A 25331-nucleotide genomic window follows, 5' to 3' on the forward strand; every position below is an offset into this window, starting at 1 on the left:
CGCATGAAGGCGCTACCTCGCTGCACTGCTTGAGCAACGCTAATTTTATATTTTCTTTAGATTTGCTTTGTAAGGAGTGACTACCTTAACCTTAGCATCGCTACTTAAGTATTGTAACAAAAATTTACAAATTTTCCTAGGGGTAGCGACAAATTTTTTTAGAAAACTGTATTTCTAAGAACAGACTTAATTCACGGTAAAGGTTTAACACAACCGGAGCACTGCACTGCGAATGATGGCAACACAGGCAGTCAGGACGAGTCTCTTCTAGGGTGAAGGGCATCATTCCTTGTGGTTGACATTAGGCGGCCATCCTATTAAGATAAGTATTTATTACTACTAACCTGCTGCTCGGGCTAACCCCACTCACAGTAGCCATACCCGTAATCATCACCCTCCTCAATTCCCGATTGCGACCGGTACAGCTGTTGTGCTAGTAGGGTCGTTTCAAGCTTGGAGAAAATAGGTAGGGAGATGGTCGGGTGGTCTAGATGGGGATAATTTTCGACAAGCGATGCAGGGAGGTAGCGCGGTGTTGGGGATCCCCCCCATGAGCGACTACCGGCTTGGTATTACGGGTTTTCTTGATGAGCAACTGCATCAAGAAAAGGTCATAGTCGGGGTTTTTGGCAAATTTGTTGAACACTAATTTTTGCTACTTAACATTTCGTTACCCACGTCAGTAGATTAAAGCAGACTAATTAGTATGGTGTCAAAGGTGCTTATTCGCTTATTTTTAATCAAATTTAGTTTTATTTAGCCATTTACATATCATTATATCCTATTATCTCCGAAAATCATTAACTTATTGTCTTTTTAAGCTGTATTAACTGTGGTGAAAGGGACTGGGGTGGTTCACGCTTTCCAAATTTTGTTCAGGGTAAACACATTTTAGTTACAAATACTTAATGAATATGAGAGTAATAAAATAAGTATTTTTGCTTATTAATTCTGATTAAGGTTTCGAGAATTTAGATGGGTTTGCCCTGGGGGGATTTTCAGATAGCATCCCCTGCAGCTGAAAGAAATTTGCTCTAATCTGATCTAAGAGGAATCTATTAGGCATAAATTAACCGTCCTTTGGGAGTTGGGACTTAGTAAATAGTGCCTCAAAAAAAAAAATTTACAAAAATTCAAAAAATATGCTATGATATTAAATTTTTTGTGCTAAACTGAAATTGTGGAGAATAAAATCCACGGGAAGAGCCAGCCTAGAGTTTTCGTCAGGCTGGAAGGCTGGCTCTGGGTCCCCTTTACAGGAGATAACTTAATATTATTTCCCATCGCCTATACCCATGGGTAATGGTGAGGTTGTTACCACCGATGGCACCAGTGGTTTTCGCTCGGTTCGAGAACCCTACTGATGCTAAGGGCTATATGCAGGTACTGAAACTGCTGATGCCTGGTGCCAAGTTTCTACTTTTTTTTGACCTTCAACAATAATCATTATTGACGAACAAATTCAGAACTTGATTCTGTAGCTAACAAGCCATGGTTTTGTTTAAATTCAGCCAACAACCGAAAAAAATATTCAAAACCTACTTTTTCATCATGACAAGAAAGCATAATTAACTTAGCCCATGACGTAACCGACTTAACCCCCAGTTTTTCCTGTAGCCAAGGTTGAAACTCCTCATAAAATTTGGCTTCTGCTTCAGTCAACTCAATATCCATCTCACTGCGAGCATATTCATAGCCAACTAAAAACATAAATAAATCGGTTACCGAAGGACGACCAATATACATACCAGGGCATTTTTCGATTTTTTCTAGAATATCAAATAATCCATTCATAACAACTATACTATGTAAGCATTCAGATTACTTGATTAATCAAAGGGTTGGGCACGGGGAAACTCCGCACCCAACCCTTGTAATCCTTGCAATTGAAAATTGCGATTAAACGACAGCAGGCTCCTGCTCGGCAGACTTAACTTTACTCAAAAGCTCTTGCAATTTGTCACCCTCAATTACTTCCGTGTCCAATATTTCTTTAGCAATGGTTTCGAGCAACTCCCGATTCTCGTTCAGAATCGCTAATGCTTGTTGATGACCTGTTTCGACAATCTCTTTGACTTCATCATCAATCGCCTTAGCAGTTTCATCGCTGACATTGCGGCGGGGATTCATCATCCCATCTCCGAGAAAGCTTGACTGCTGACCTTTCTGGTAAGCTAACGGTCCGAGAACTTTACTCATGCCATAGGTGGTTACCATCTGCTCCGCTAAATCCGTAGCTCGTTGGAGGTCATTGGAAGCGCCAGTGGTAATGCTATTAAACACAATCTCTTCTGCTGCCCGTCCACCAAGTAAGGTAGCAATCTGACCTTGGAGTTCTTTCTCGTCCATTAAGAAGCGGTCTTCTGTAGGCATTTGCAAGGTGTAGCCTAGTGCTGCCATCCCCCGTGGCACAATCGAGATTTTAGCGACTTTACTTCCACCAGGCATCAAAGCACCAACTAGAGCATGACCGACTTCATGGTAAGCAACGATGGTTTTCTCTTTGTCATTGAGTACCCGGCTTTTCTTCTCTAGACCAGCCACTACTCGCTCAATCGCTTCCGCAAAGTCTGCCTGGGTTACTTTTTCTTTGCGGTTGCGGGCAGCTAACAGCGCTGCTTCATTAACCAGATTAGCAAGGTCAGCACCAGCAAAACCAGGAGTACGAGTTGCGATCGCTTTTAGATCCACATCTTCCCCCAGCTTCACTTTCTTAGCATAGATTTCTAGAATTTTCAAGCGACCGGATAAATCGGGACGGTCTACTAACACTTGTCGATCGAATCGTCCTGGTCGTAACAGAGCTGGATCTAGGGTTTCAGGGCGGTTAGTGGCTGCTAGCACAATTACCGTAGCATCACCAGCAGCAAACCCATCCATTTCCGTTAGCAACTGGTTGAGGGTTTGTTCCCGCTCATCGTTCCCACCAACAAAACCAGAACCACTAGCACGGGATTTACCAATAGCATCCAACTCATCAATGAAAATAATACAGGGAGCTTTCTTTTTGGCCTGTTCAAATAAATCCCGGACTCTGGCAGCACCAGCACCAACAAACAGTTCTACAAACTCAGATCCAGAAATACTAAAGAATGGTACACCAGCTTCCCCAGCTACTGCTTTAGCCATTAGGGTTTTACCCGTTCCAGGAGGTCCAACTAATAGCACTCCTTTTGGAATTCGTGCTCCTATGTTAGTAAACCGTTGGGGCGTTTTAAGAAAATCCACAATTTCCTGTAATTCAGTCTTGGCTTCTTCTACCCCAGCCACATCATTAAAGGTAACTTTAGTGGTATCATCTTGCACATAAACCTTAGCTTTACTCTTGCTAATAGACAAAGCACCTTGGGGTCCACCACCACCAAAACGCCCTGCAAAAAACTGCAAAATGCCAACAAAAATTAGTGGAGGTATCACCCAGCTGAGCACGATGGTAAACCAGCTTCGTTTAGGGGGAGGAGCAGCAGCAAATTCTACTCCTTTATCTTCTAACCGTTGGGGTAACTCTAGGTCATAGATTGGGGTCGTGATCAGAATTTGTCCTTGCTGTTCAGTATCAGCTTTGAGCTGATATTGGATTTGGTCTTGCCCAACATAAACCCGCGCTACCTTTCCATCTTGGACTTGGTCAATAAACAAGCTGTAGGGTACCCGAGGGATTTTCGGTCCAAAAAACCCAGGCAAGAATAAGTTAGCTACGAGAAATAAACCCCCTAAAAACAAGAGAATATTGCCAATTAGGCGAGATCGAGGGGGTTGAGGTTTGTCTTTAATACTCATAGATGCAACGTAGTCTTTGTTTAAAATCTTTTTCTTATAGAGGGTGAAAGCCCTCATTCTTAGCCTACCAGGGTAGGGTTAAAAGTTATACAAATTGTTCAAAGCAGGACTACAGATTCAGATGGGGAGATGGGGATATGAAATTGACGTGTAGCGGTGTCAGCCCTGAGAATTGGTATTAACTCTAAAATCCGTGACTTACTTGCTCAGCGGTATTCCCATCTTATTTTGAAATACCTACGATAAGTATTTTTGCTTACTAGTTGTGAAATCTTTTGTTAGTAAGGCTTCTAAAATTTAGATGGATTATATAAGTATTTATGCTTACTAGTTATGCAATCTTTTGTTAGTAAGGCTTCTAAAATTTAGATGAGTTGATCATAGAGTGATCATATGGTCAACTCTAGGCAAAGCTTTCTATTCAGAAATAGACTTAGACGGCTTCCAACCAATCAAAGATTTGATCTAATTGATCTAATGTAATTAGTCCGTATTGCCAAAGAATCATGGGTAAAAAGGTTGGGCTTGGTTCGCCCTGGCGTAGTGCCAGGGCAATGGAAGCCCCAGGAATCTCTAAGTCTTCCTGTAACCAGCGAATCAATTTAGTGAGCACTGAATACTGCATCGACCTCTGGTTTAGGAATTGGGCAGAGAGTTGCTAGCAAAAGCATCCATGGCATAGGCCGGAGTGCGATCGCTATAGTCAGTGTCTTGACCAGTGAAGGATTTGGCCAGTTTGTTGAAAGACTCACTACGCCAGTTGCGCTCATGGATGGGCTTGGTTTGCTCACCACGGAAGTAAGCTTGAGTACCAATTAGCGCCCCAGCAGTCCAACCAACAATTAACAGTGCAATTACAATAGTCATCATTTTCTCCTTTGTGTTTTTTACAAGCTTTGGGTCAAACCGTTAAAGCATTGCTTAATCTGTCAAATGCTTCAAGATTAGGAATTGGGCAGAGAGTTGCTAGCAAAAGCATCCATGGCATAGGCCGGAGTGCGATCGCTATAGTCAGTTTCTTGACCAGTAACGGATTTGGCCAGTTTGTTGAAAGACTTACTACGCCAGTTGCGCTCATGGATGGGCTTGGTTTGCTCACCACGGAAGTAAGCTTGAGTACCAATTAGCGCCGCAGCAGTCCAACCAACAATTAACAGTGAAATTACAATAGTCATCATTTTCTCCTTTGTGTTTTACGAGGTAGTGGTCAAATAAGTAACGAATGGTTTAGCTGATACCGAAGGCGGTCAAAATTAACAAGCTGACTAACAAGCTAGCTATAGCACCTTGGGAAATATAATTACGCTGCTGTTCTACTGAAGGGAAATCTGCGTAGTAAATCTCGGTTTCAGGAGCGTAGTTGTTGAGCACTCCGGTTTCATCAACGGTGGTGTACATAGTGGACTTGGTAATGGTGTCAGTGCTGAAAGTCATTTGGTTTTTTCTCCTTTCGTCTATGTTTTACGAGGTTTGGGTCAAACCCTTAAAGCATTGCTTGATTAAAGTGTCAAATGCTTTGTTATTAGGAATTGGGCAGAGAGTTGCTAGCAAAAGCATCCATGGCATAGGCCGGAGTGCGATCGCTATAGTCAGTTTCTTGACCAGTCACGGATTTGGCCAGTTTGTTGAAAGACTCACTACGCCAGTTGCGCTCATGGATGGGTTTGGTTTGCTCACCACGGAAGTAAGCTTGAGTACCAATTAGAGCTGCAGCAGTCCAACCCACAATTAACAGTGCAATTACAATAGTCATCATTTTCTCCTTTGTGTTTTACGAGGTAGTGGTCAAATAAGTAACGAATGGTTTAGCTGATACCGAAGGCGGTCAAAATTAACAAGCTGACTAAGAAGCTAGCAATAGCACCTTGGGAAATATAATTACGTTGCTGTTCGGGTGTTGGGAAATCTGCGTAGTAAATCTCGGTTTCAGGGGCGTAGTTATTGAGCACTCCAGTTTCATCAACGGTGGTGTACATAGTGGACTTGGTCATGGTGTTAGTGCTGAAAGTCATTTGGTTTTTTTCTCCTTTCGTCTTTCTGTAAATAAATATAACACTATGTAACTTTTTGTTTCAACATCTTGACAGATACTTTTTGTAGTGCATACCGTATAGAGTCAGGTGTAAAAACCCGACAAAAAGGTAAAAAGCCTAAGTTGTGAATAGTTAACAACAGTAAATAGGCGTAATTACTGCTAATTACGCCTATAAAACCAAATAATGGCTGATAATCCTTATTTATAAGTGTTTAAATCTAAGTGTTTACGTCTAAGGGTTTAAGTATTAGTGTTTAAGTTCTTACTTTCGGCCTATATCTTTAGGAATAGATGGCATCCCCCCAGCCCGATCCTAGTCAGCCTTTAGATAATGAGGAGTTATAGCGCTACGCTTAGCGTCAGAAGTCAGAAGTCAGAAGTAAGCTAGACTCACGTTTCGGAGTTTAGGAGCGACTGCATCGCTTTCTTCTCCCCCACACCCCACACCCGGTCACCCTACACCCCACACCTGACGTCTTTGTAAAAAACATACCCTTGAAAGGGCAAGGATCATGCCCTACCCTTATTGATTACCCCTACAATTGATCACTCTTGTAACAGAGTCTTAGATACAATTCTGGTTTTCTTACGATCAGCTTCTGAGAGCTCTTCCCCAGTTTGCAAAATCGTAGCATTGGTTTGCAGTACCGTTGCAGCTCCTTTATCCCCCATCTGGATAGCGGTTTTTGCCGCAGTTTGTAACATGGTGGCAGCCCCGGCGCGATCGCCCTGCTGTAATTTCGTTTCCGCAATTTGAGTCTGACGGTATTTAGCTAAAGCTAGAATATGCTTCTGTACCTCAGGATTGGGAACTGGTTGATAACCCTCCTGGAAATTTGCCTGAACTGGCACGATTTCCGAGAGTAACTCTTGGGCACCACTGGATGGGTCATCATATTTGACTTGTACATGGGCAATGGTTTGACGACCCTCTGGCATTTTACCAACATACAAGTTAGCGAGAATCACCCGTTTTGAATCAGTCATCAAATCTCCCAAACGTACCATAAAGCGATCGCCTTGTGATTGTGCTGGGAGTTCAATGGCATCTGGTTCTACTTGGGCGATGGGTTTGAGCTCTGCTAACCGCACTTTTGGCATTAAATCCAACAACAGATAAGCATTAGTTAAGCCCACAGACTGCATGCGGTTGAACAAACGTGCAAACTCACTCAGGGCTTGCTCTGGTTCTTCAATGTAAGACAAGCTACCAGTAGCAATATCCGAAATTTTTTCCAAAATATCTTGGTTCCAGTTGGAACCGAATCCCAGACTGTTGATAGTCAAGTTATTTTCAGCAGCCAGTTCAGCTAATTTTATGCAGCTTTCATTATTTCCATGTTCGTTTTCCCCATCAGTGAGCAGAAACACCTGAGATACCGTGTCTTGTTTAGCTTTAATTAATTCTTTAACCCCTAGCTTTAGACCTTCATCAATGGCGGTACCCCCATCAGCCGCAAGTCGGTTAATCTTTCGTTTGATTTGGTCTAGGTTGCCCATCGGTTGATTGCGAACTAGCACTTTGGCTCTGTGGTCAAAGGCCACAATCGAGAGGCGGTCATCCGGTTGCAGGCGCTCAATTAACCCCACTGCTGCTTGCTTGACAGTTTCCAGGGGCTGCCCATGCATGGAGCCACTGTGGTCGAGTACCAGACACAAATTCAAGGGTACACTTCGACTAGAGGAAGCAGCGATCGCAGAAATCGCCACGGATAATTGACGCTGACTACTCGGTTGATTAGCATCAATATTAGTATCGTTAAGGGCTGGGTGCAAACCAACTTTCATCTGTCCGCCTCCCGGTCGTCTCCCGCTATAATCTTTGATTTAGCGGTGAGAGGAAAGGGAGGACAGGGTTTAAATCGTATAAGCATAACCATCCTTTCTGTGAATAAACTGACAATATTTGTGGCTAATTCCCTGTACTAATCCTGATTTAGTGGAGATATTGAAAGAACCCGATTTTCGAGTTGCGACTCTCCCCACGTAAGTACCTATTTTTTTACCTTTAGTTACCACAGCACGAACAATGTCCCCTGTTTGGAACCCTTTATGCACTTTGGTTCTTGAGCAGTAACGAATGGGGAATCCGTACTTGTTGGTTCGACAAAGTTGACGAGTGCCGTGACCTTTGGCGGTAATTATCAAAGGATGGGTTACTTCGATAACCAATGTTTCAATTTTTCCGACGTTTGCAGCATCTAACCAATGAGTCTTAGGGAGGTTTTGGCGACATCGGTTAAACTTAGTCAATCCGCCGCTACCAACTTCGACAGGCAACCCAATAGATTTTAGTTCATGGTACAACTTCCAGCGAGTCGCATTAACAGATGCCGCATCAGCTAAAGGTCGTTTTGCTTGAGCTTTAACCCGCCTCAAGACATCAGGCTTTCCAGACAAGAAATGCTCAACCTCCTGATTAGACTTAGCTTGATTACATGAATGACACGCGATAGCTAAATTATAAACTCTATCAGAACCGCCTTTAGATAATGGCTTGATATGCTCAATCTCTAACTGAGTATCTGTTGTCCCACAGTAAGCACATTTACGATTCCATTTTTCAAGTAGATACTCTCGAAGCTCGTAACCGTAAAGCGTACCTTGCTGATACTCGATCCCAGATATTTCAGGATTTTGCAGTTTCTGAGTATCAAATCTAACCAACTCTTGAGAGAACCCTGTAATGGGACATAAACGAGTTAGTTTTTTGACCCAAGTTAAAATGTTGTAAACTCTAGACATCAGACTAGGAGCTAACCAGCCTTCTGACCATGGTCGGTTAAGAAACCTGGGCTTGCGATACCGAGTTTTACGATTGCGACGGGCGCGCCTTAACTGTCTACGAGAAGTCAAAGCGTCTCTAATTTGAAAGCCTCTATGGGTAAGTTCACCTCCCCAAACCACTCTGCTATTTTGAACAATGGCCAAACCACTTGTTTTTGCACCAGGGTCTATTTTGAGCTGATGAGTATGAGTTATTGGCTCTTCTATTTCCTCCGTTAAAATTATAGTAAATGGGTAACGACGATAGACCTTAGCTTTGCCTGTCGAAAGTATAATTCTAGCTCTCGCCGGTTTGCAGGGGTCTAAAGGTTGTCGATTTTTATTTAGTACAAATACACGCATAATTGTGTTTCCTCCTATTGCTAGGGTAAAGTTAGCTTAGTCAAAGTTATTTCTCGGTACTTTCCTGATCGCACTGACTTAACTCAACTAGGTCTGTTTAACGACCGGGTTCTAGAGCTGGGGACTAGCTACGCATCCCCAGGTAGGACTTTAACTCTTGGAAATAACGGAGTTCTTATAGAACTTAGACTGGTCAACTATGAGCTTTTCACAAGCTCCCGCTATAGTCTTTTCGCGCAGCGGAGGCCGTAGGCCACGCGGGGCGCGTTCGGCTACGCCGAAAGACTTAGCGGTGAGTTATTGACTTTAGATAGCTCCTCAGGCAGCAAGGGTAATTGATTATGGGTGTAGGCAGTTTTCCCCTATGTTACACTTTTAACCTTCAGGGGGCTAACCGACACGAAGAAAATCACGAAGAAAGTATGGCAAGCTACACTGGTTAAAGATAGTGCCATTATTGCAGCCCCAAATATCATGAAACGACCCATCCAGGCTGTTCAATCCACCTACTATGGTAGACCTGCCCAGCGGACACCGCCACCAGACTTACCCTCGCTGTTGTTAAGTGAGCGGATTGTATATTTGGGTATGCCCTTGGTGAGTGCGGTAACAGAATTAATTATTGCCGAACTGTTGTATTTACAGTACGACGACCCAGACAAGCCCATTAAAATTTACATCAATTCCACCGGCACATCCCGTTACGATGGCCAACCCGTGGGTTTTGAAACCGAAGCCTTTGCCATCTGTGACACCATAAATTACATCAAGCCCCCTATCCACACTATTTGTATTGGTTCAGCCCTTGGGATGGCAGCGATGCTCCTCTCCGCAGGAACCAAAGGCTGTCGGGCAAGTTTACCCAATGCCACTATTGTCCTACATCAGCCCAGGAGTTATGCCCAGGGTCAAGCCACGGATATCCAAATTCGTGCTCAAGAAGTTCTGACCAATAAGAAGACGATGCTCAATATCTTGTCTCGCAATACCGGTCAAGACCAAGAAAAAATTGCCAAGGATATGGATCGGTTCCTTTACATGACACCTCACCAAGCCCAAGAGTATGGTCTGATCGACAGGGTGCTAGAACCTCAAGAGCTTGATACTCCGATTCCTGCTGGTATTACTTAAGTTGTAAGCATTCAGCTATCAGCTATCAGCAATCAGCAATCAGCAATCAGCAATCAGCTTATGCGCTACCCACAGGCTAGAAGCCTGTGCCACGCAAGCTACTTGAGGTGCTATCACCTTCCCACAATCTAGTACTAACTCGGAGCAAATTATGCCAATTGGTGTGCCCAAAGTTCCCTACCAGATGCCAGGAAGTCAGTATACTGAATGGATTGACATCTACAACCGTCTCTACCGGGAACGGATTATTTTTCTAGGCAAAGAGGTTGATGACGAAATTACCAACCAAATCATTGCCGTCATGCTATATCTCGACTCTGAAGATAATAGCAAAGATATCATACTCTACATAAACTCTCCTGGTGGTTCAGTCACCGCAGGCATGGCTATTTATGACACCATGCAGCATATCAAATCCGATGTAGTAACCGTTTGTGTTGGTCTAGCTGCTTCCATGGGGTCTTTCCTGCTAGCTGCAGGTAAAAAAGGAAAACGGATCGCCTTGCCTCACTCCAGGATTATGATTCACCAACCCTCTGGGGGAACCCGTGGACAAGCTACGGATATTGAGATTGAAGCTAGGGAAATTTTGCGGATCCGCCATCAACTCAATGAAATCTACGCCCAAAATACTGGTCAAGCCCTAGAGAAAATCGAAAAAGACATGGATCGGGACTTTTTCATGTCAGCCGATGAAGCCAAGGAGTATGGCTTGATTGACCAAGTCATTGACCAGAGAGCACCCTAGAGTGTTGGTCTGGTCAATTTGATCAGAACTTACACTGCCAAGGCGGTTATTAACCGTAATTGCACTTTGATTTATAACTGGAAAGCGGGTTGTAACCGTCTTGGTGAGTAAGGGCTGTTTGATGATCTGGTGATGAAGTAATATAAAGGGAAAAGTAGTTACATTATTCAGCAGGGTACTCTATATATAGGAAACAAATAAGTCTGTTTAAACGCTTATTGATTACTTATCCCATTGATGAATCTGGCTGATTGCTATCGCTTATTGGGTGTAGGCCCAGGAGCAAAGCAGGTTGAAGTAAAGGAGTCTTATCGGCGTCTGGCACGTCGGTATCATCCTGATATTAACCCTGGAGACAAGCTTGCCCAAGAAAAGTTTATTCGGTTTACGGAGGCTTATAAGCTTCTCCTCAGTGTTATCAAAGAGTCTGACCGTGAACCAGTATTAACCTCCGCCACTAGCTTTGGTAATCAGAGTAATCAGCCTGAGGACTCACATCCCCCAACTTCAACTTGGGTAACACCTAAGCCACCATCCGTTGAATTCAATCAACCCCTATCAGCAGTTGAACAACAGCTGAAGTGGGATTCCTATCATCAACTCCAGCAATTGCTTCGAGAGCGACGGTTGATGAGAGCGATCGCATTAGTCGAAGCCTTGGCCCAAAGAATGCCCCAAGACCCAGAAGTGCGTCAGTGGCAAGCGATCGCTTATCAAAGTTGGGCAAGACACTTGCTTAAACAGCACAAGCTCGATAAAGCTAGAAATTATCTCAGAAAAGCCCTCAAGACTGACCCCTACAATAAGTCTCTGTGTGCTCAGATAGAACAGGATTTTCTTGTGATCGAACAGATGATATAGCAATTCTTATTTGGGTGAGGTACTTTCCTCCTGGGTTTTAGGGAGCAGGGAGCAGGGAGCAGGGAGTAGGGAAGAGGGAAGAGGTAAAAAATTCTGTATGAGAAACGCTATATAGGGTTGGTATTGGTCAAGATGTAGTGGTTTGGCTACGCTCTGGTACTGGTGTTGCGATCGCAACTGCGCTAAATACACGCACGCTACTTGAGGTGCGCACACTACACGAACGAGGTTTATTTTAAGCTGACCGCTGACCGCTGAGCGCTGTTCGCGTAGCGTGCGCGTAGCGCATATGCTTACCTACGAAATTCAGCAACGCCATTCCGGATTCACGGGAAATTACCAGGGAATTAACAAAGGGTTTGGAACATAAGCGTTAAACCTTTAAAACTTTGAAACGTTCAACACTTCCAACTCATTACCTGTCCCTATCAAAATTGTCCCATCGTACCTGCAATGGATAACGCTCATGCATTAGTTGTTGGCATCGCCAACTATCAAAACATCAACCAACTCCCAAACACTATCCTCCAAGATGCTCAGGACATTTACAACCTGCTGATTGACCCGGAATACTGTAGCTATTCACCTGAGAGGGTGCAATTACTGCTAGATAGTCAAGCAACTAAGGCAGCACTCAGTGAGGCATTAGCAAATCTAGCCCAACAGAGTAACAAAGACTCTACCGTTTTGATTTATATTTCCAGTCATGGCGGACAGATTAAAGAAGGTGCTTACCAAGGAGAGTACCTGTTACCAGTAGACACAAACCTGACATCCGGCGGATCATTATTAGCTCAAACTGCCATTTCTGGCGATCAGTTTACCGAGGCTCTACGGGCGATTCCAGCTCGGAAATTAGTCGTTGTTTTTGACTGCTGTCATGCTGGCGGCATTGGTCAACCCAAAGATGTGGATGGGTCTACCCTTAAAGAGGGCTTACCAGAAAAGTATTATGACTCCCTTACCCAGGGACGAGGTCGGGTTATCCTCGCTTCTTCTCGCAGCAGTGAAAAATCTTATGTTTTACGGGATGCTGAAAATAGTCTGTTTACCCAACACTTGCTGGCTGGGTTGCAAGGGGGTGCGATCGGTTCAGGGGGAGTTATCCGTATCCTTGACCTTTTTAATTACTTACAGCCCAGAGTTACCAGTGATCAGGCCAATCAGCATCCTATTCTCAAAGCTGAGATTGAGGACAACTTTCCCATCGCCCGTTACCGAGGAGGAAAGGCGGAAACGCCAATGCCTCTAACTTTGCCTAGTGATGATTACGAGTACGATGTCTTTATCAGCTATCAAGCCAAGGGAGAGGATAAGCCTTGGGTGCGCAAGGCGTTGCTGCCTTACTTGGAGTCACAGGGGCTAAAGGTTTATCTTGATATTAGCTTTCCCTTGGGCGTACCTATAATTACCAGCATCGAAGGTGCTATTGAGCGAAGTCGCTATACTCTTGTGGTACTTTCCCCAGCTTACTTACAGAGTAGTTATGGTCAGTTTGAGAACGTGGCGAGTCAACATTTCGGACTAGAAGAAAGTCAGTATCATTTAATACCGATTCTACGGGTCGAATGCACGCCACGACTGGGACTGCGCATGCTCCCCTTGTTGGACATGACTGATGAGGATGAGTTTGAGACTAACATAAAACGCTTGCTTTACCAACTGTGGCAGCCCCCATCGAGGAGAAATGGTTGATGGAAAAACCTAAAAAGTACCCTCAAGGATACTGTCAAAGCCTGAAATAGCCACTACAATATAGTTGTCATTTAATCTAGAGATCTCTTTAGAGATTTCAGTGTTTCTTATCGGTTTAATACTTCAGGCTTGTATCTGCATCAAACCAGAATTTCCTATAGGTAAGGATTAGGATGCAGGCTAAAAAATACGACCTCTTTATCTCCTATGTAGATGCTGATCGGGCTTGGGTAGAAGGCTATTTACTAGATGCCTTGCAACAGGCTAATGTCCGCTATCTGGTAGAAACTGCCTTTACTCCTGGTGCGCCTCGGATAGCAGAATTTGAGCGTGCTATTGAGCAATGCGATCGCACCTTACTAGTACTCTCTCATGCCTATCTGGCCAATGATGTCACCGAATTTATTCGTTTGCTAGGTCAATCCTATGGCTTAGACAAAGGGATTTGGCCAGTTATCCCTCTGATCACGGATGAAACTCTGGAATTGCCCCCTAGCCTCAGTGCTCTCGTACCACTGAAGGCAACCGATGAAGATGAATCGGAAAAGGCAATTGAACGCTTGTGTCAGGATCTACAACGTTCAGTGCCTGACTCTCCATCTAAACCAGAATGCCCTTATCCCGGCATGACACCCTTTAGTGAGGAAAACAGCGATCGCTTTTTTGGGCGTGATCAGGAAATCAAGCAACTCCTACAGCACTTGCGTCATCATAATTTTGTGAGTGTAATTGGTCCGTCAGGTAGTGGAAAATCTTCCTTAGTGTTTGCAGGTCTAATTCCCTATTTAAAGAATTTAAAGGGAAGTGGACTTTTTGAGGATGGAAAATGGTTAATTCGCAAAATCCGTCCTGGTGAAAAACCTTTGACGGCTTTAAAAACAGAATTAGGAAGTGACCTAGCTGATCCAACCTTAGCAGTTACTACAGCTTTAGCCACTCAAGACAATACTCGACGATTGCTGTTAGTGGTAGACCAATTTGAGGAAGTATTTACGCAAGCTGAGCAAGAAGCAGAACTTTTTCAAAAGGTTTTACTGGGTCTACTGGAAATTCCTGACTGCTATGTAATTTTGACCGTCAGAGCAGACTTTTATCCTGAACTAATGGAGTCTATGCTATGGGACCAGATTCAAAGATCTCGGCTGGAGATTGTTCCTCTCAATGGTGAGGGATTGCGTGAAGCCATTACCAAACCAGCGGAAAAAGTCAAAGTTTTTATAGAGTCAGTGCTAGTAGAGCGTTTGGTGGCAGATGCTGCTGAGGAACCAGGAGTTTTGCCTATAGTGCAAGAAGCAATGGTGTGGTTATGGGAGAAACTAGAGCGGCGATTTTTACCCTTTAGAGCCTATGACACCCTAGTACTGACCAGCACAAGCTATGAAAAGATAGATGGTAGCAACCGTAAAGGATTGCAGGCTGTAATCGCTAATCATGCTGATTCTACTGTTATCAAACTGTCCAAAGAAGAACAACAGATAGCTTGGCGTATCTTCCTACGCTTGATTCAGTTTGGTGAAGGACGTGCTGATACTCGTCGCCAGCAGTCAGTTGAGCAGTTGAAAGCCCTAGGTGAAAATCCAGAACTGTTTGACAGAACACTATATTTCTTAGCTGAAAATCGCTTGTTAACCCTCAATGCCGGAAAAGACGGTTCTAGTATTAACGTTGATATTGCCCACGAGGCTCTGATCGAGGGTTGGCCAGCTTTGCAATGGCGGCTTGAAAAACGACGGGAGGCGGAACAGACTCGTAGAAGACTAATGCGCCAAGTTCAAGATTGGGTAAACCTGGGGAAAGGCAAAGGAGGTTTATTAGATGAGACTGAATTAGCTGAGGCGGGGCGCTGGTTGAGTAGTCCTGATGCTGATGAGTTGGGCTATGATCAAACCTTACTGGAATTGGTTAAAGCGAGTGATCGGGTTATTGAGGAAGCCAGACAGCGAGAAGAAGAAGCCAGACAGCGAGAAGAAGAAGCTAGACAACGAGAGTATAAACTGCTCCAAGAAAGAATGGAGCAGGAAAAGAAAGCATCAGAGCAGGCAGAAAAAGCACGAGAGCAGGCAGAAAAAGCACGAGAGCAGGCAGAAAAAGCACGAGAGCAGGCAGAAAAAGCACGCAAAGCAACTCAAACCAGGAACAGGAGTTTGATGGGTGCTACTACCACAGCGGTGGGGCTTCTGATAGCGCTCAATCTAGCCACACAGCGCCAAGTCGATAATCTGGCAACCTTGTCTGAATCTCGACTCTCTCAAAATAACCAGCTTAAGGCACTGATAGCAGGTGTAAAGGCAGCCAGAAGGTTGAAGTGGTGGATGCCCAACAGTGTCCGTATGAAGACTATCGCAACTTTACAACAAGCTGTGTATCAAACTCAGGAAATCAATCGATTGGAAGGTCATAGCCAAAGAATTAACAGCGTTAGTTCTTGTTCTGATGAAGAGGAAAAGATAATCGCTTCTGGTAGTGATGACGGAACTATCCAAATCTGGAAACCAGATGGTAAAGCCGCCATCCCGGAGCCTCTCAATCATCAACCAAGAGTGACTAGTGTTGCTTTTAGTCCAGACTGCTCAATATTGGTCTCCGGAAGTACAGATGGAACAGTAATCTTGTGGAACGAAAACAACGGTCAATGGCTGCGTAAATCACTTATAGTAGATAATAAGCTGCCACAGGACAAGGCACATAACAATTGGGTAAGTAGCGTTGCCTTCAGTCACGATGGTAAATTTATCGCTACTGCTAGTCGTCGTGACCAGAATACCACTAACAATGACGAGACTGTAAAACTTTGGAAAATTACCAATGGCAAGGGCGAACTTATTCACCGATTGCGATACAACAGCTCTGTCAATGATGTCAGTTTTAGTCCTGACGGTAGTATTCTAGCTTCTGCCGATTCAGAAACAGTGAGACTTTGGGACACGAAAAAAGGTAATTCAATTCAAGAACCCATAAAAGGACATCAAGACTATGTAAATAGCGTCAGATTCAGTCCCAACGGTCAATTCTTAGCATCTGCTAGTAGCGATAGCACAGTAAAACTCTGGAAGGTGAAAAATGGAGTAGTACAAACTCCGGAGTGGGAAACTTTGCATGATCCTGAAGATCAGGTTACTAGCATCTGTTTTAGCCCCGATGGCAAATTCTTGGCAGCAGCTAGTGAGGACAGTAATCTATGGCTTTGGCTTCTGAATGATGAAAATATACCGTCTCCAAAAACTATAAAGGGTCATAGTAGTGAGATTAGGAGTGTCAGTTGCAGTCCAGATAATAAAACCTTAATCTCTACAGGAGAAGATAAAACTATCCGAATTTGGAATATTCCTCCACTGCAAGAGGATACCAGCACAGAACTCAATAGTGTTAGTGTTAGTCCCGACGGTGAAACCTTGGCAATGGCACATAGAGATGGAAGAATCTGGCTCTGCCCTAGGGATCAAATTGCTCCTGACCGTGAGGACAAAACAATTGGATTGTCCGATTGTGTGGATGCCTCTGTTCAGAAAAAAAGGCTGCTGAAGCATTCAAAGGGAGTTACTCGTCTTATCCTTAGTCCCGATCAGAAAACTCTAGCCTCCATTGATGGAGACTATCAAACCATCCGATTGTGGAACTCTGGCGATGGTTCCCCGATTGAAAAACCACTGACGGGACACCAAGATAGTGTCACTAGCCTTAGCTTTAGTCCCAATAGCCAAATCTTAGCCTCTGGTAGCGAAGACAAAAGCATCCAATTGTGGAATGCTGCTGATGGTAACCCCATTGGAGAACCCTTGAGGGATCATCACGAGGGAGTGACTAGCCTTAGCTTTAGTCCTGATGGCAAAATGCTAGCTTCTGGGGATAAAAACGGCATAATTAAGCTTTGGCCACACTCAGATGGCCGTGTTCCCAATACCCCAGATAGAACATTAGATAAAGCAGAGGACAAACATAATTTGGAAATCGCTGCACTCAGCTTTAGTCCCGATGGCAAAATGCTAGCCTCTGCCAGTTGGGATAATACTATTAAACTCTGGCGGGTCAAAGACGGTAGCCTTATGCACACCCTGACGGGACACACAAATGGAGTTACTAGTGTCACATTTAGTTCTGATGGTAAAACGTTAGTCTCTGGCAGTGATGATCAGACGATTAAACTCTGGAATCCCACAGAAGGAACCTTACTGAAAACTCTTGTCGGTCATTCTAAAACAGTCGATAGTGTCCAATTTAGTGCTGATGGAAAGACGCTGATCAGTATTGACCAAGATGAAAAGGTACTATTGTGGGATTTTAGCCTCGATAGTCTGCTCAGACGTGGATGCGATCGCATCCAAGATTATCTCACAACCAACCGAAATGTTAGCAAGAGTGATCAGAAAATTTGCCAAGACTTATAAACACCCTAAAAGCTGAACCCTGTTCGGATTGAGCCAACAAAAATGTTATTATTTTCCGAGATATGCCCAGGGTCAGTGACGATAAAAAAGCCTGGTGTAATCGATACCCGATTACTAACTCGGAAGCGGTAAAAAGCCTCGTAGTGCATGCTAGACCCTTCATCTGCTCGCACAATATTAAGTCCAGCCCTCAGTCGGGGTGGTTGACCTACCATCACGGCTAGCAAATCACCTTTTCTGCCAAAGAGGTCAGAAATACCTAAAGAGAATAGGTATGTGGTTGAAAGAACTAGGGCATCTGATGGTAGGGAATCAGTGAGAGTCACCCCTCCCCAAGCTCCTAAGGTAATTTTAGGGGTTACTCGCCATGCCAGAGTCCCATTGACGGCATGAATGGTGGCGGGTTCGTTGAATCCTCCCGAAATATCAGCATTGTTGCTGCCGGTAAAGGTATCGAGACGACCATTTCTAGCAAAGGCATTCACATAGGCAATGCCAGTCCTGAGGTTATTAGCTGGCGTGGCTAAAAGCTGTACGCCCAAAGCCCGATGATCTGCTGAAAACAAACCTCCATCGCTGCTATTGCCATTGCGAACCCCATAAGCAACCTGTAGACGTGCCCGATTAGTCAGCAAAAAGTCTAAGCCACCACCAGCATCTAAGCTACCAATTTTGAAGATGGGACTAGCTCCAGCAAAGCGAGAGAGAGCGCCATCCCTTGCACTCTGGTAGGGAGAGTTGGAGTTGAGCACACTGTTGAGGCTAAAGCCCACAGGTTTGAATGTGAAAACCAAGCGATCGCTAACAGCAAACCGATATTCCAAAGAACTCAGTTCAAACTGATTATCTGTATCGGCTTGGTAAGATAGTAGTGTCATGTTGGTGTTAAGAGCTTGGGGATTAGCAAAACCGCGATCGTCAAAATTCCCTGCCACGAATCCCACCTGCAGCTTGTCCCGCTTTGGATCTACCAATGAAGAACTAAGCTGAATTAGGGTCAGGTGAGACAGAACTGTTTCGATTTCTCCCCGACCAGGAGGTTCGCCCCCTGCAGCAGTTGACACTCCCAAAATTACCTGTCCTCCTAGTTTGACTTTGGGGGAAAACTGCTTCTGCTCTAAGGTTTTTGTCCGAACCTCCAAACTTTCAATCTGGCGCTGAGTCTCAGCAAGTTCAGCGGAAAACTCAGTACCCAATCTTTCTAAAGTGGCCAAATCTTCTTGAGTTGGTATTGTTTCAGACCCAGACTCGATTAACTGATCAATGGCATCCAGCACAGAATTAAGTGCAGCAGCAAATTCGTAGCGGGTAAGGGGGCGATCTCCCTGGAATGTGCCGTCGGGATACCCAACAATCACACCATATCGTTTCACCAGAGACTGTAGTGCCTGAAAGCTCCAATCCGTTGGCTGTATATCCCTTAGTTGCCAAACTGGGGTTACCTGAGCCATAGGGTAATCCAAGAAATTAGCTTCAGTAACCTCAGCTTCTGCTTGTTCAGAAGTATTTGCTAACACCGGAGCAAGGTCAGCTAGAGTATCAACAGAGACAACCGACCTAGTAACTTTTTCTGGGAATGTACCTGGGTTAGGACTAACTCCCTCTGTCGAACGAGTTGCCATGGCTGGTAAAGGGAGAAGACATGCCAAAGCTCCAGATAGCAGTAAGCAATTTTTTGTATTCAAAATTTACACCCACGGTTGTTGATTGAGTAGTAGATGCCCTAATTCCCTCAATTCTTCAGTTGCTAACAATTCTTAGCGGTCAGGAGCAATGCCGTCAGTCAAGGTACCCTGGAACGGCACATTCTCAGGAGGTTCATCACCGTTCACGCCAAAAATTTCAATGCGGGTGGCGGTACCATCTGGATTAATCACAGTGCCTGAGGCATTATTCCCACTGAGACCAGCATTGTTGGAGATCCCACCATTGCCATCAATTGTGATGGTGGGGTCATCATCAAAATCCAAAGTAATGGGAGTTACGTTACCCTGCACATCTGTGAAGGTGGCCAGATCTCCACCTGTCCTGACAAAAATGCCATCGGTAACTACTGGATTAATAATGTCAGAGGAAGTTTGCCCTGTTAGACCATCATTGTCCCGAAGGAAATTATCCTCACTCTCAAAGAAGCTGTCCCTACCTCTTAGAGCATCATCCCGAAAAGAGATTTTAGAGGCAACCTGTTGCCTTCTCAGGGCAGCCAAGGTTTCATCTTGAACGTCATTGACCGTTCTTTTAACGTCTGGAGGTGTTGACTCTTGGAAAGAATTGTTGCCTTCTGGTCCTAGATCCAATGCTAATGGTCCTAGATCCGATGCTAATGGCTCGGTCTGGTAAAACTCCTGTAAGTCAAATTCTTCAACCTGTCCCACTGTGCCGTCCTCAACATCAACCTTTTCTCCACCCAGTAATTTCTTGGAGCTTTTACCGTCTAAAGTAGAGACTGTAATGTCGCCATCCGTCAGGGCAAATACACTAGTTATGTTGTCGCGATGCTCTACCACCACTGCAGTACCTTTTTCCCGTGGCTGAAGTAAGCCAGGAGTTGAAACAGAAGTTTCAGGAGCTAGAATATCAATACGACTCTGTGGGGTTTGAACCTGAGTACTGATACTATTAGAGGGAGCCATAGCTAAAGCCTTGCCCTCCTGAAGAACAAATATGATTTCAGTCAGGACTACTTCCGTTGAAGAAAAAACTCCATCAGTTTGAATGAACTTATTGTCTAGACAAGCAGATTTTTGGTATCCATTCAATTTATATATGCTATCTCCATTCTCGAAACGAAACTTTGAATTTTCATCAACTCGAATTACAGAACCCTCATTAAATATTAGTTCTGACAAAGAACTCCTTTGTGTCTTAATCCAATCATTTTCAGGTTTTAAGTAATCGTCCTGAGTAGCTTTGCGTGACTTGAATTCTTCTCGAAACAGTTCCACCGTCACCGGGTGATTGATTCTGCATACGTCTGCCCGATTTAGTTCCTGAGTTTCAGCTACTGCTGACTCCATCCAAAGCAGACTCAAAAGACTGCCAGCTAATAAACTTTGACCTAATGACCAAATTCTTCGTGCCATTTCTGCTTTTATCCAAAATTTCTATTTAAGGTAGATGCACATTAGGTTGTTTTGATTAGACACATCCCGTTCGTTTAGGGTGTACTACGTAAGCATATGCGCGAAGCGCACGCTACGCGAACAGCTATCAGTCGTCAGTGGTCAGCTTAAAACAAGCTATCCGGCTGACGAGTTCAACGGACTCAAAGCCAAAGACGATGAATTCCTCCCTGGGGGAAGGGAACGGAGATTAAACGAATGCTTACTTCTTTCATTCAAAAGCTGTTCGGTGTAGCTTGCCCATAGCCCATAAGCACATCAAGTAGCGTGCGCGTAGCCCATTAGCTGTTGGCGTAGCCTGCGCGTAGCGCATATGCCTACGTAGCAGCCAACAATTGAACGAGTTCAACTATTCACCCGTACCATCAAAGAGTGGTAAAAAGCTGGAGTTGCTGATCTATTTTACCCTGTTCTGATTATACTGAGTACTTCCCCACTAAGCTTATTCCTATCCGCAATGTTTATAAACTTTTTATTTCTCTAATTAGTGGTATATCAGTTGTAATTGTGTGACTATAGGGTTTACAAATGAGATGTAAATCTAGGAAGTCGTTTATTATTTTCCAATAAAACTCTGGATTTCTTTTCCCTCTTGCTTTTTCCCTCTTACCTTTTGCCAATTCCTGCCAGAAATGGTTGACAACCCATATATAAAACAGGCTTCTATGTGGCACAGGCTCAGGCTTCTATGTGGCACAGGCTTCTAGCCTGTGACCTAACGAATGCTTACCTCTTGTCTTGATGCAGCGCGGTCTTGGGGGAAACCCCCAAGACCGTAATGGTGCGTTTGACCCGTAATTAAATTCGCCACGGGTCGCACCTCTGCATCGCTTATTCAAAAGCACCTCAAGTAGCACCATTAGTAGCGCGTAGCGCTATATAGCAATCCTAAATCAATTGAGAGAATGTTTGTTCCCTGTTCCCTACTCCCTGTTCCCTGTTCCCTGTTCCCTTTGCTATAGCTGTTCGCGTAGCGTGCGCGTAGCGCATAAGCTGATAGCTTACAAACCATCTTTAATAAATATCCTTAGAGTTAGCATTCAAGTAAGGACGCTTCAGATCAATTCCAAGCAAAGAAAAGTTGTGGAGGATAAAATTCATCCGACCTTCTGGGGAGTCGTGACCTTGTAGCCAAGCTTCTAGTAACGCATTAGCAACAATTTGGCAGCGATTCATGCCAAAATCTTCTTTAGGCGTAAATTTATAATCCGGTTCTTCTGATAGAGCCAGTCCTGGTAACAGCTGCTTGGTAAACAGAGGCACCACTTCATCTGGAAGTTCCAGGGGTTTGTACTTTGGATGAGTAATATAGAAATTAGATTGAATCTGAACATTGTTAAGAATATCATAAAAAACATCAAACAATCCAGGTATAGAAGAATCCAGTCGTTGATTTCGTAAAGCATCCAGTAATTGCATAATCAAAACCTTAGGACTTAGGCAGGAATACGGCTAGGACAAGTGAGTTCAGAGAATTATGAACAGGTTGAAAATGTTAACGTTTTGATTAACGATTGCAGTACCACCGTTTTTAGCGATCGCGATTCGTTCTAAATCCACCTCATTACTAATGAGAAAAGGCTGGCCTGCGCCGACAAAGTCTTTGGGAATAATGCGAGGGTGTCTGTTGTCTTCGCCTCCTTCAATCTTGTCGACCTGATATTCTGACACATCTGTCATGAAGTCCAAATCTTTGATGGAATCCATAAAGCTTTCCGAAGTTGAAAACAGAGCAGAACCAGCAGGACGCTAATTATAAATTTCCATCTCATCCATATTGAGTACTCTCCCTTTTCAAAAGGTTTAATTTGGTTGGGTAAAATTAGCTCTAGAGAATCAATCCAGTAATGACCATTATGGATAGGCATTAAACATCAGGGCAATCATATATATATCGCCCAAAGTTTAGTTATTCCTTCCGCAGCCAGTAAAGCAGTTTTTCGTCCCAGTTAGGAATAGTTTTTTTCCTAAACCCTAGAGGTTTGGCGAAGGATAAAGTAGACTTTGCAAATCCAGAGTAAAATCCTTCACCTATTCTTCCTGGATCAACTCTCTAGTGCCAAATTTCTTGATGCAATGATTGGTTGTTGAAACCAACCTAGTTGTATTTAATAAGATAACTATATAAATTCCTGCTGTCTCGCCATTGTGGCCCAAAGGTTTGTTTAAGGTTAACAAGTTTAAGGTTAACAAGTTGAAGGTTAATCAGTTGGAGGTTGAAGGTTGAAAGTTAACCGGTTGAACGCGATTGCGTGGCCAAAGGCCAAGGTTAAGCAGTTGAAGGTTAAGCGGTTGTTCGCTATTGGCATCCCTTGTAGGGTAGGTTGAAAATTATTCACTGTTGAGGGAACAGGGAACAGGGAACAGAGGGTTCACAACTGGAAGATTAGAACCTCCAACCTTCAACCTTGGCCAAAAGGCCACGCAATCGCGTTCAACCTTCCACCTTCCACCTTGGCCAAAAGGCCACGCAATCGCGTTCAACCTTCAACCTTCCAACTTCAACCTTCAACCTTCCACCTTCCACCTTCCACCTTCAACCTCCAACCTTCAACCTTGGCCAAAAGGCCACGCAATCGCGTTCAACCTTCAACCTCCAACCTCCAACCTCCAATCCAAATAACATTAAATCTTGCAAGTTAAACCACCAGTCTTTTGGCTAAAGCGCAGGTTTTCGCCATAATCCACCGGACAATCAATCACCGCAGGCACATCTTGAGCTAATGCTTCTCGTAGGATAGGAATCAACTCATCCACTGAATTGACACGATAGCCTTTTAGTCCCATACTTTCAGCAAATTTGACAAAATCTGGATTGCCAAAATTCACGAAAGCCGACTCACCAAAGTGATTTTGTTGCTTCCAATCAATCAAGCCATAGCCACCATCATTGAAAATCAGTGTCACAAAGGCAGTCCCTACTCTGAGTGCTGTTTCAAGTTCCTGGCAATTCATCATAAAGCCCCCATCACCAGTGACTGCCACGATATTCCGATCCGGATAAACCAGCTTAGCCGCTAGTGCTCCTGGCAAAGCAATCCCCATCGCTGCGAAACCATTAGAAATGATACAGGTATTGGGACAATCACAATGATACTGACGAGCCATCCACATCTTGTGAGCTCCTACATCAGAGATCACAATATCTTCTGGTTCCATGACCTGGCGTAGGTCATAGATCAGTTTTTGTGGCTTGATCGGAAAACCTTCATCATTAGCATACTGTTCGTAGTCCTCTCGGATTTCCGACCGAAGTTCAGCAGCGGATGGTATCGGTTTACCTTCCCGGTCTCCCTGCTTCATAATTTCCTTGAGAGAGTCAGAAATATCCCCCACTACCTCCACTAAAGGAATGTAGCTTTTATCAATTTCTGCTGGACTGGCACCGATATGAATAATCGGAATCTTGCCCTCTGGATTCCACTTTTTGGGAGAATATTCAATCAAATCATATCCCACCGCAATCACCAAATCCGATTGCTCAAAAGCACAGGTGATGTGGTCTCGTTGTTGTAATCCCAAAGTCCACAAGGCCAGGGGATGAGTATAAGGAATACACCCTTTACCCATGAAGCTATTGACCACTGGAATATTCATCCGGGTGGCAAATTCGGTTAAGGCTTCAGCAGCACCAGCACGAATTGCGCCATTACCCGCCAAGATTAGGGGATTTTTTGCCTTAGAAATTGCCACAGCTGCCTTACCCAAACTACGGAAAGACGCAAAGGTTTTTTCCCGACCATCTTTGCCTAGGGGTTGACTATTGACTGGCATAGCCGCAATGTTTTCTGGCAAATCTATGTGTACCGCTCCTGGTTTTTCGGTCTGAGCGAGTTTAAACGCTTTACGGACAATTTCTGCTGTCGTATCAGGGCGAACAATTTGCCGGTTCCACTTAGTCACTGGAGCAAACATTGCCACCAAATCCAAGTACTGGTGGGACTCAATATGCATCCGGTCCGTTCCCACCTGACCAGTGATTGCTACTAGGGGTGCTCCATCCAAATTGGCATCAGCAACCCCAGTCATTAAGTTAGTTGCCCCTGGACCAAGGGTAGACAGGCAAACTCCAGCCTTTCCTGTCAGCCGTCCGTAAACGTCTGCCATAAAGGCTGCTCCCTGTTCATGACGAGTGGTAATAAATTGAATTGAAGAATGTCTGAGAGCTTCTAGAACATGGAGATTTTCTTCTCCAGGTAGTCCAAAAACGTACTCGACTCCTTCGTTTTCTAAGCAATGTACCAATAGTTCAGCGGTATTCATGTCACCCATATCTAATCATCCCTGGTATATAGGTTTTTGGTATCAAAATAATCTTTGATTGTAAAAAATAATTTTTAGATTTATTTTGAGATTCCTTTTTAGCTTTTTCTATTAGCTTTCGTCCATATTTGTTATTAGTTCATGACAAAAGATTTAGCATTTGATATCCGGTGTATGCCAAT

The 25331-nt window shown here is 44.1% G+C and carries 26 protein-coding genes; 7 read left to right on the forward strand and 19 right to left on the reverse strand.

Features of this window, described 5'->3' with window-relative positions:
* Window positions 1-487 precede the first annotated feature (487 nt).
* Window positions 488-646, reverse strand: a complete 159-nt coding sequence (locus F6J94_RS04115; RefSeq protein WP_293018944.1) for a hypothetical protein — start codon at window positions 644-646, stop codon at window positions 488-490.
* Window positions 647-1302: 656 nt separating this feature from the next.
* Here F6J94_RS04115 and F6J94_RS04120 point away from each other — a divergent pair.
* On the forward strand, window positions 1303-1443 hold the full coding sequence (locus F6J94_RS04120; protein WP_293037142.1) for a hypothetical protein: 141 nt from the start codon (window positions 1303-1305) through the stop codon (window positions 1441-1443).
* 3 nt (window positions 1444-1446) lie between these two features.
* Here F6J94_RS04120 and F6J94_RS04125 read toward each other — a convergent pair whose 3' ends face one another.
* From F6J94_RS04125 to iscB, 10 genes are all read right to left on the reverse strand, one after another.
* Entirely contained in the window at window positions 1447-1794 is a 348-nt protein-coding gene (locus tag F6J94_RS04125; RefSeq protein WP_293037145.1) for a hypothetical protein, read from the reverse strand.
* A 105-nt stretch (window positions 1795-1899) separates the two neighbouring features.
* Window positions 1900-3780, reverse strand: a complete 1881-nt coding sequence (gene ftsH4, locus F6J94_RS04130) for an ATP-dependent zinc metalloprotease FtsH4 (RefSeq protein ID WP_075906153.1) — start codon at window positions 3778-3780, stop codon at window positions 1900-1902.
* Window positions 3781-4213: 433 nt separating this feature from the next.
* Window positions 4214-4405 carry a DUF2949 domain-containing protein gene (locus tag F6J94_RS04135; RefSeq protein WP_293018949.1) on the reverse strand — a complete coding sequence of 64 codons (192 nt, stop codon included), beginning with the start codon at window positions 4403-4405 and terminating at the stop codon, window positions 4214-4216.
* A gap of 11 nt (window positions 4406-4416) precedes the next feature.
* On the reverse strand, window positions 4417-4647 hold the full coding sequence (locus tag F6J94_RS04140) for a hypothetical protein (protein ID WP_293019005.1): 231 nt from the start codon (window positions 4645-4647) through the stop codon (window positions 4417-4419).
* A 77-nt stretch (window positions 4648-4724) separates the two neighbouring features.
* A complete protein-coding gene (locus F6J94_RS04145; protein WP_198954069.1) occupies window positions 4725-4955 on the reverse strand; it encodes a hypothetical protein in 231 nt (76 codons plus the stop codon).
* Window positions 4956-5007: 52 nt separating this feature from the next.
* On the reverse strand, window positions 5008-5214 hold the full coding sequence (locus F6J94_RS04150; RefSeq protein WP_070393419.1) for a ssl1498 family light-harvesting-like protein: 207 nt from the start codon (window positions 5212-5214) through the stop codon (window positions 5008-5010).
* Window positions 5215-5302: 88 nt separating this feature from the next.
* Window positions 5303-5533: a hypothetical protein gene (locus F6J94_RS04155; protein WP_198954070.1), complete on the reverse strand. Its 231-nt coding sequence runs from the start codon at window positions 5531-5533 to the stop codon at window positions 5303-5305.
* A 52-nt stretch (window positions 5534-5585) separates the two neighbouring features.
* Window positions 5586-5792 carry a ssl1498 family light-harvesting-like protein gene (locus tag F6J94_RS04160; RefSeq protein ID WP_365939914.1) on the reverse strand — a complete coding sequence of 69 codons (207 nt, stop codon included), beginning with the start codon at window positions 5790-5792 and terminating at the stop codon, window positions 5586-5588.
* Window positions 5793-6361: 569 nt separating this feature from the next.
* Window positions 6362-7603, reverse strand: a complete 1242-nt coding sequence (locus tag F6J94_RS04165) for a VWA domain-containing protein (RefSeq protein WP_293037148.1) — start codon at window positions 7601-7603, stop codon at window positions 6362-6364.
* A gap of 69 nt (window positions 7604-7672) precedes the next feature.
* Window positions 7673-8944: an RNA-guided endonuclease IscB gene (gene iscB, locus F6J94_RS04170; RefSeq protein ID WP_293018953.1), complete on the reverse strand. Its 1272-nt coding sequence runs from the start codon at window positions 8942-8944 to the stop codon at window positions 7673-7675.
* Window positions 8945-9418: 474 nt separating this feature from the next.
* On the opposite strand from iscB, the gene F6J94_RS04175 reads away from it, so the two are divergent.
* The 3 genes from F6J94_RS04175 (at window position 9419) to F6J94_RS04185 (ending at window position 11684) form a co-directional block, all read left to right on the forward strand.
* Window positions 9419-10075, forward strand: coding sequence for an ATP-dependent Clp protease proteolytic subunit (locus F6J94_RS04175; RefSeq protein WP_070396724.1), 657 nt, complete (start codon window positions 9419-9421; stop codon window positions 10073-10075).
* Between the two features lie 151 nt (window positions 10076-10226).
* Entirely contained in the window at window positions 10227-10823 is a 597-nt protein-coding gene (locus F6J94_RS04180) for an ATP-dependent Clp protease proteolytic subunit (protein ID WP_070393421.1), read from the forward strand.
* A gap of 237 nt (window positions 10824-11060) precedes the next feature.
* Complete coding sequence (locus F6J94_RS04185) at window positions 11061-11684, forward strand: DnaJ domain-containing protein (RefSeq protein ID WP_293037153.1); 624 nt, start codon at window positions 11061-11063, stop codon at window positions 11682-11684.
* Window positions 11685-11690: 6 nt separating this feature from the next.
* Here the strand turns inward: F6J94_RS04185 and F6J94_RS04190 are convergent, their stop codons facing one another.
* Window positions 11691-11900, reverse strand: a complete 210-nt coding sequence (locus tag F6J94_RS04190; protein WP_293018964.1) for a hypothetical protein — start codon at window positions 11898-11900, stop codon at window positions 11691-11693.
* A 237-nt stretch (window positions 11901-12137) separates the two neighbouring features.
* On the opposite strand from F6J94_RS04190, the gene F6J94_RS04195 reads away from it, so the two are divergent.
* Together F6J94_RS04195 and F6J94_RS04200 are read left to right on the forward strand one after the other, a co-directional pair.
* Window positions 12138-13379, forward strand: coding sequence for a caspase family protein (locus F6J94_RS04195; protein ID WP_293037156.1), 1242 nt, complete (start codon window positions 12138-12140; stop codon window positions 13377-13379).
* Between the two features lie 173 nt (window positions 13380-13552).
* The gene (locus tag F6J94_RS04200) at window positions 13553-17764 is read left to right on the forward strand and encodes a TIR domain-containing protein (RefSeq protein WP_293037160.1); all 4212 of its coding nucleotides are present in this window, start codon (window positions 13553-13555) and stop codon (window positions 17762-17764) included.
* A 5-nt stretch (window positions 17765-17769) separates the two neighbouring features.
* Here F6J94_RS04200 and F6J94_RS04205 read toward each other — a convergent pair whose 3' ends face one another.
* The 6 genes from F6J94_RS04205 to F6J94_RS04230 all read right to left on the reverse strand — a co-directional run bounded on the left by F6J94_RS04205 (window position 17770) and on the right by F6J94_RS04230 (window position 23225).
* The gene (locus F6J94_RS04205) at window positions 17770-19449 is read right to left on the reverse strand and encodes an iron uptake porin (RefSeq protein WP_293037163.1); all 1680 of its coding nucleotides are present in this window, start codon (window positions 19447-19449) and stop codon (window positions 17770-17772) included.
* A 72-nt stretch (window positions 19450-19521) separates the two neighbouring features.
* Window positions 19522-20847, reverse strand: a complete 1326-nt coding sequence (locus F6J94_RS04210) for a hypothetical protein (protein WP_293037166.1) — start codon at window positions 20845-20847, stop codon at window positions 19522-19524.
* An 898-nt stretch (window positions 20848-21745) separates the two neighbouring features.
* Window positions 21746-21898: a hypothetical protein gene (locus F6J94_RS04215; protein ID WP_293018973.1), complete on the reverse strand. Its 153-nt coding sequence runs from the start codon at window positions 21896-21898 to the stop codon at window positions 21746-21748.
* A gap of 2 nt (window positions 21899-21900) precedes the next feature.
* Window positions 21901-22305, reverse strand: coding sequence for a T3SS effector HopA1 family protein (locus tag F6J94_RS04220; RefSeq protein ID WP_293037169.1), 405 nt, complete (start codon window positions 22303-22305; stop codon window positions 21901-21903).
* Window positions 22306-22353: 48 nt separating this feature from the next.
* Window positions 22354-22593, reverse strand: a complete 240-nt coding sequence (locus F6J94_RS04225) for a hypothetical protein (RefSeq protein ID WP_293037172.1) — start codon at window positions 22591-22593, stop codon at window positions 22354-22356.
* Window positions 22594-23087: 494 nt separating this feature from the next.
* Window positions 23088-23225: a hypothetical protein gene (locus F6J94_RS04230; RefSeq protein WP_293037175.1), complete on the reverse strand. Its 138-nt coding sequence runs from the start codon at window positions 23223-23225 to the stop codon at window positions 23088-23090.
* A 115-nt stretch (window positions 23226-23340) separates the two neighbouring features.
* On the opposite strand from F6J94_RS04230, the gene F6J94_RS04235 reads away from it, so the two are divergent.
* The gene (locus F6J94_RS04235) at window positions 23341-23529 is read left to right on the forward strand and encodes a restriction endonuclease (RefSeq protein WP_293037178.1); all 189 of its coding nucleotides are present in this window, start codon (window positions 23341-23343) and stop codon (window positions 23527-23529) included.
* Here F6J94_RS04235 and F6J94_RS04240 read toward each other — a convergent pair.
* Window positions 23512-25149 (reverse strand): acetolactate synthase large subunit, encoded by a 1638-nt coding sequence (locus F6J94_RS04240; RefSeq protein WP_367142158.1) that lies wholly within the window; start codon window positions 25147-25149, stop codon window positions 23512-23514. The genes F6J94_RS04235 and F6J94_RS04240 overlap by 18 nt on opposite strands.
* Between the last annotated feature and the right edge of the window lie 182 nt (window positions 25150-25331).

The sequence above is a fragment of the Moorena sp. SIO1F2 genome (assembly GCF_010672755.1).
In the GTDB taxonomy this organism is placed as follows: domain Bacteria; phylum Cyanobacteriota; class Cyanobacteriia; order Cyanobacteriales; family Coleofasciculaceae; genus Moorena.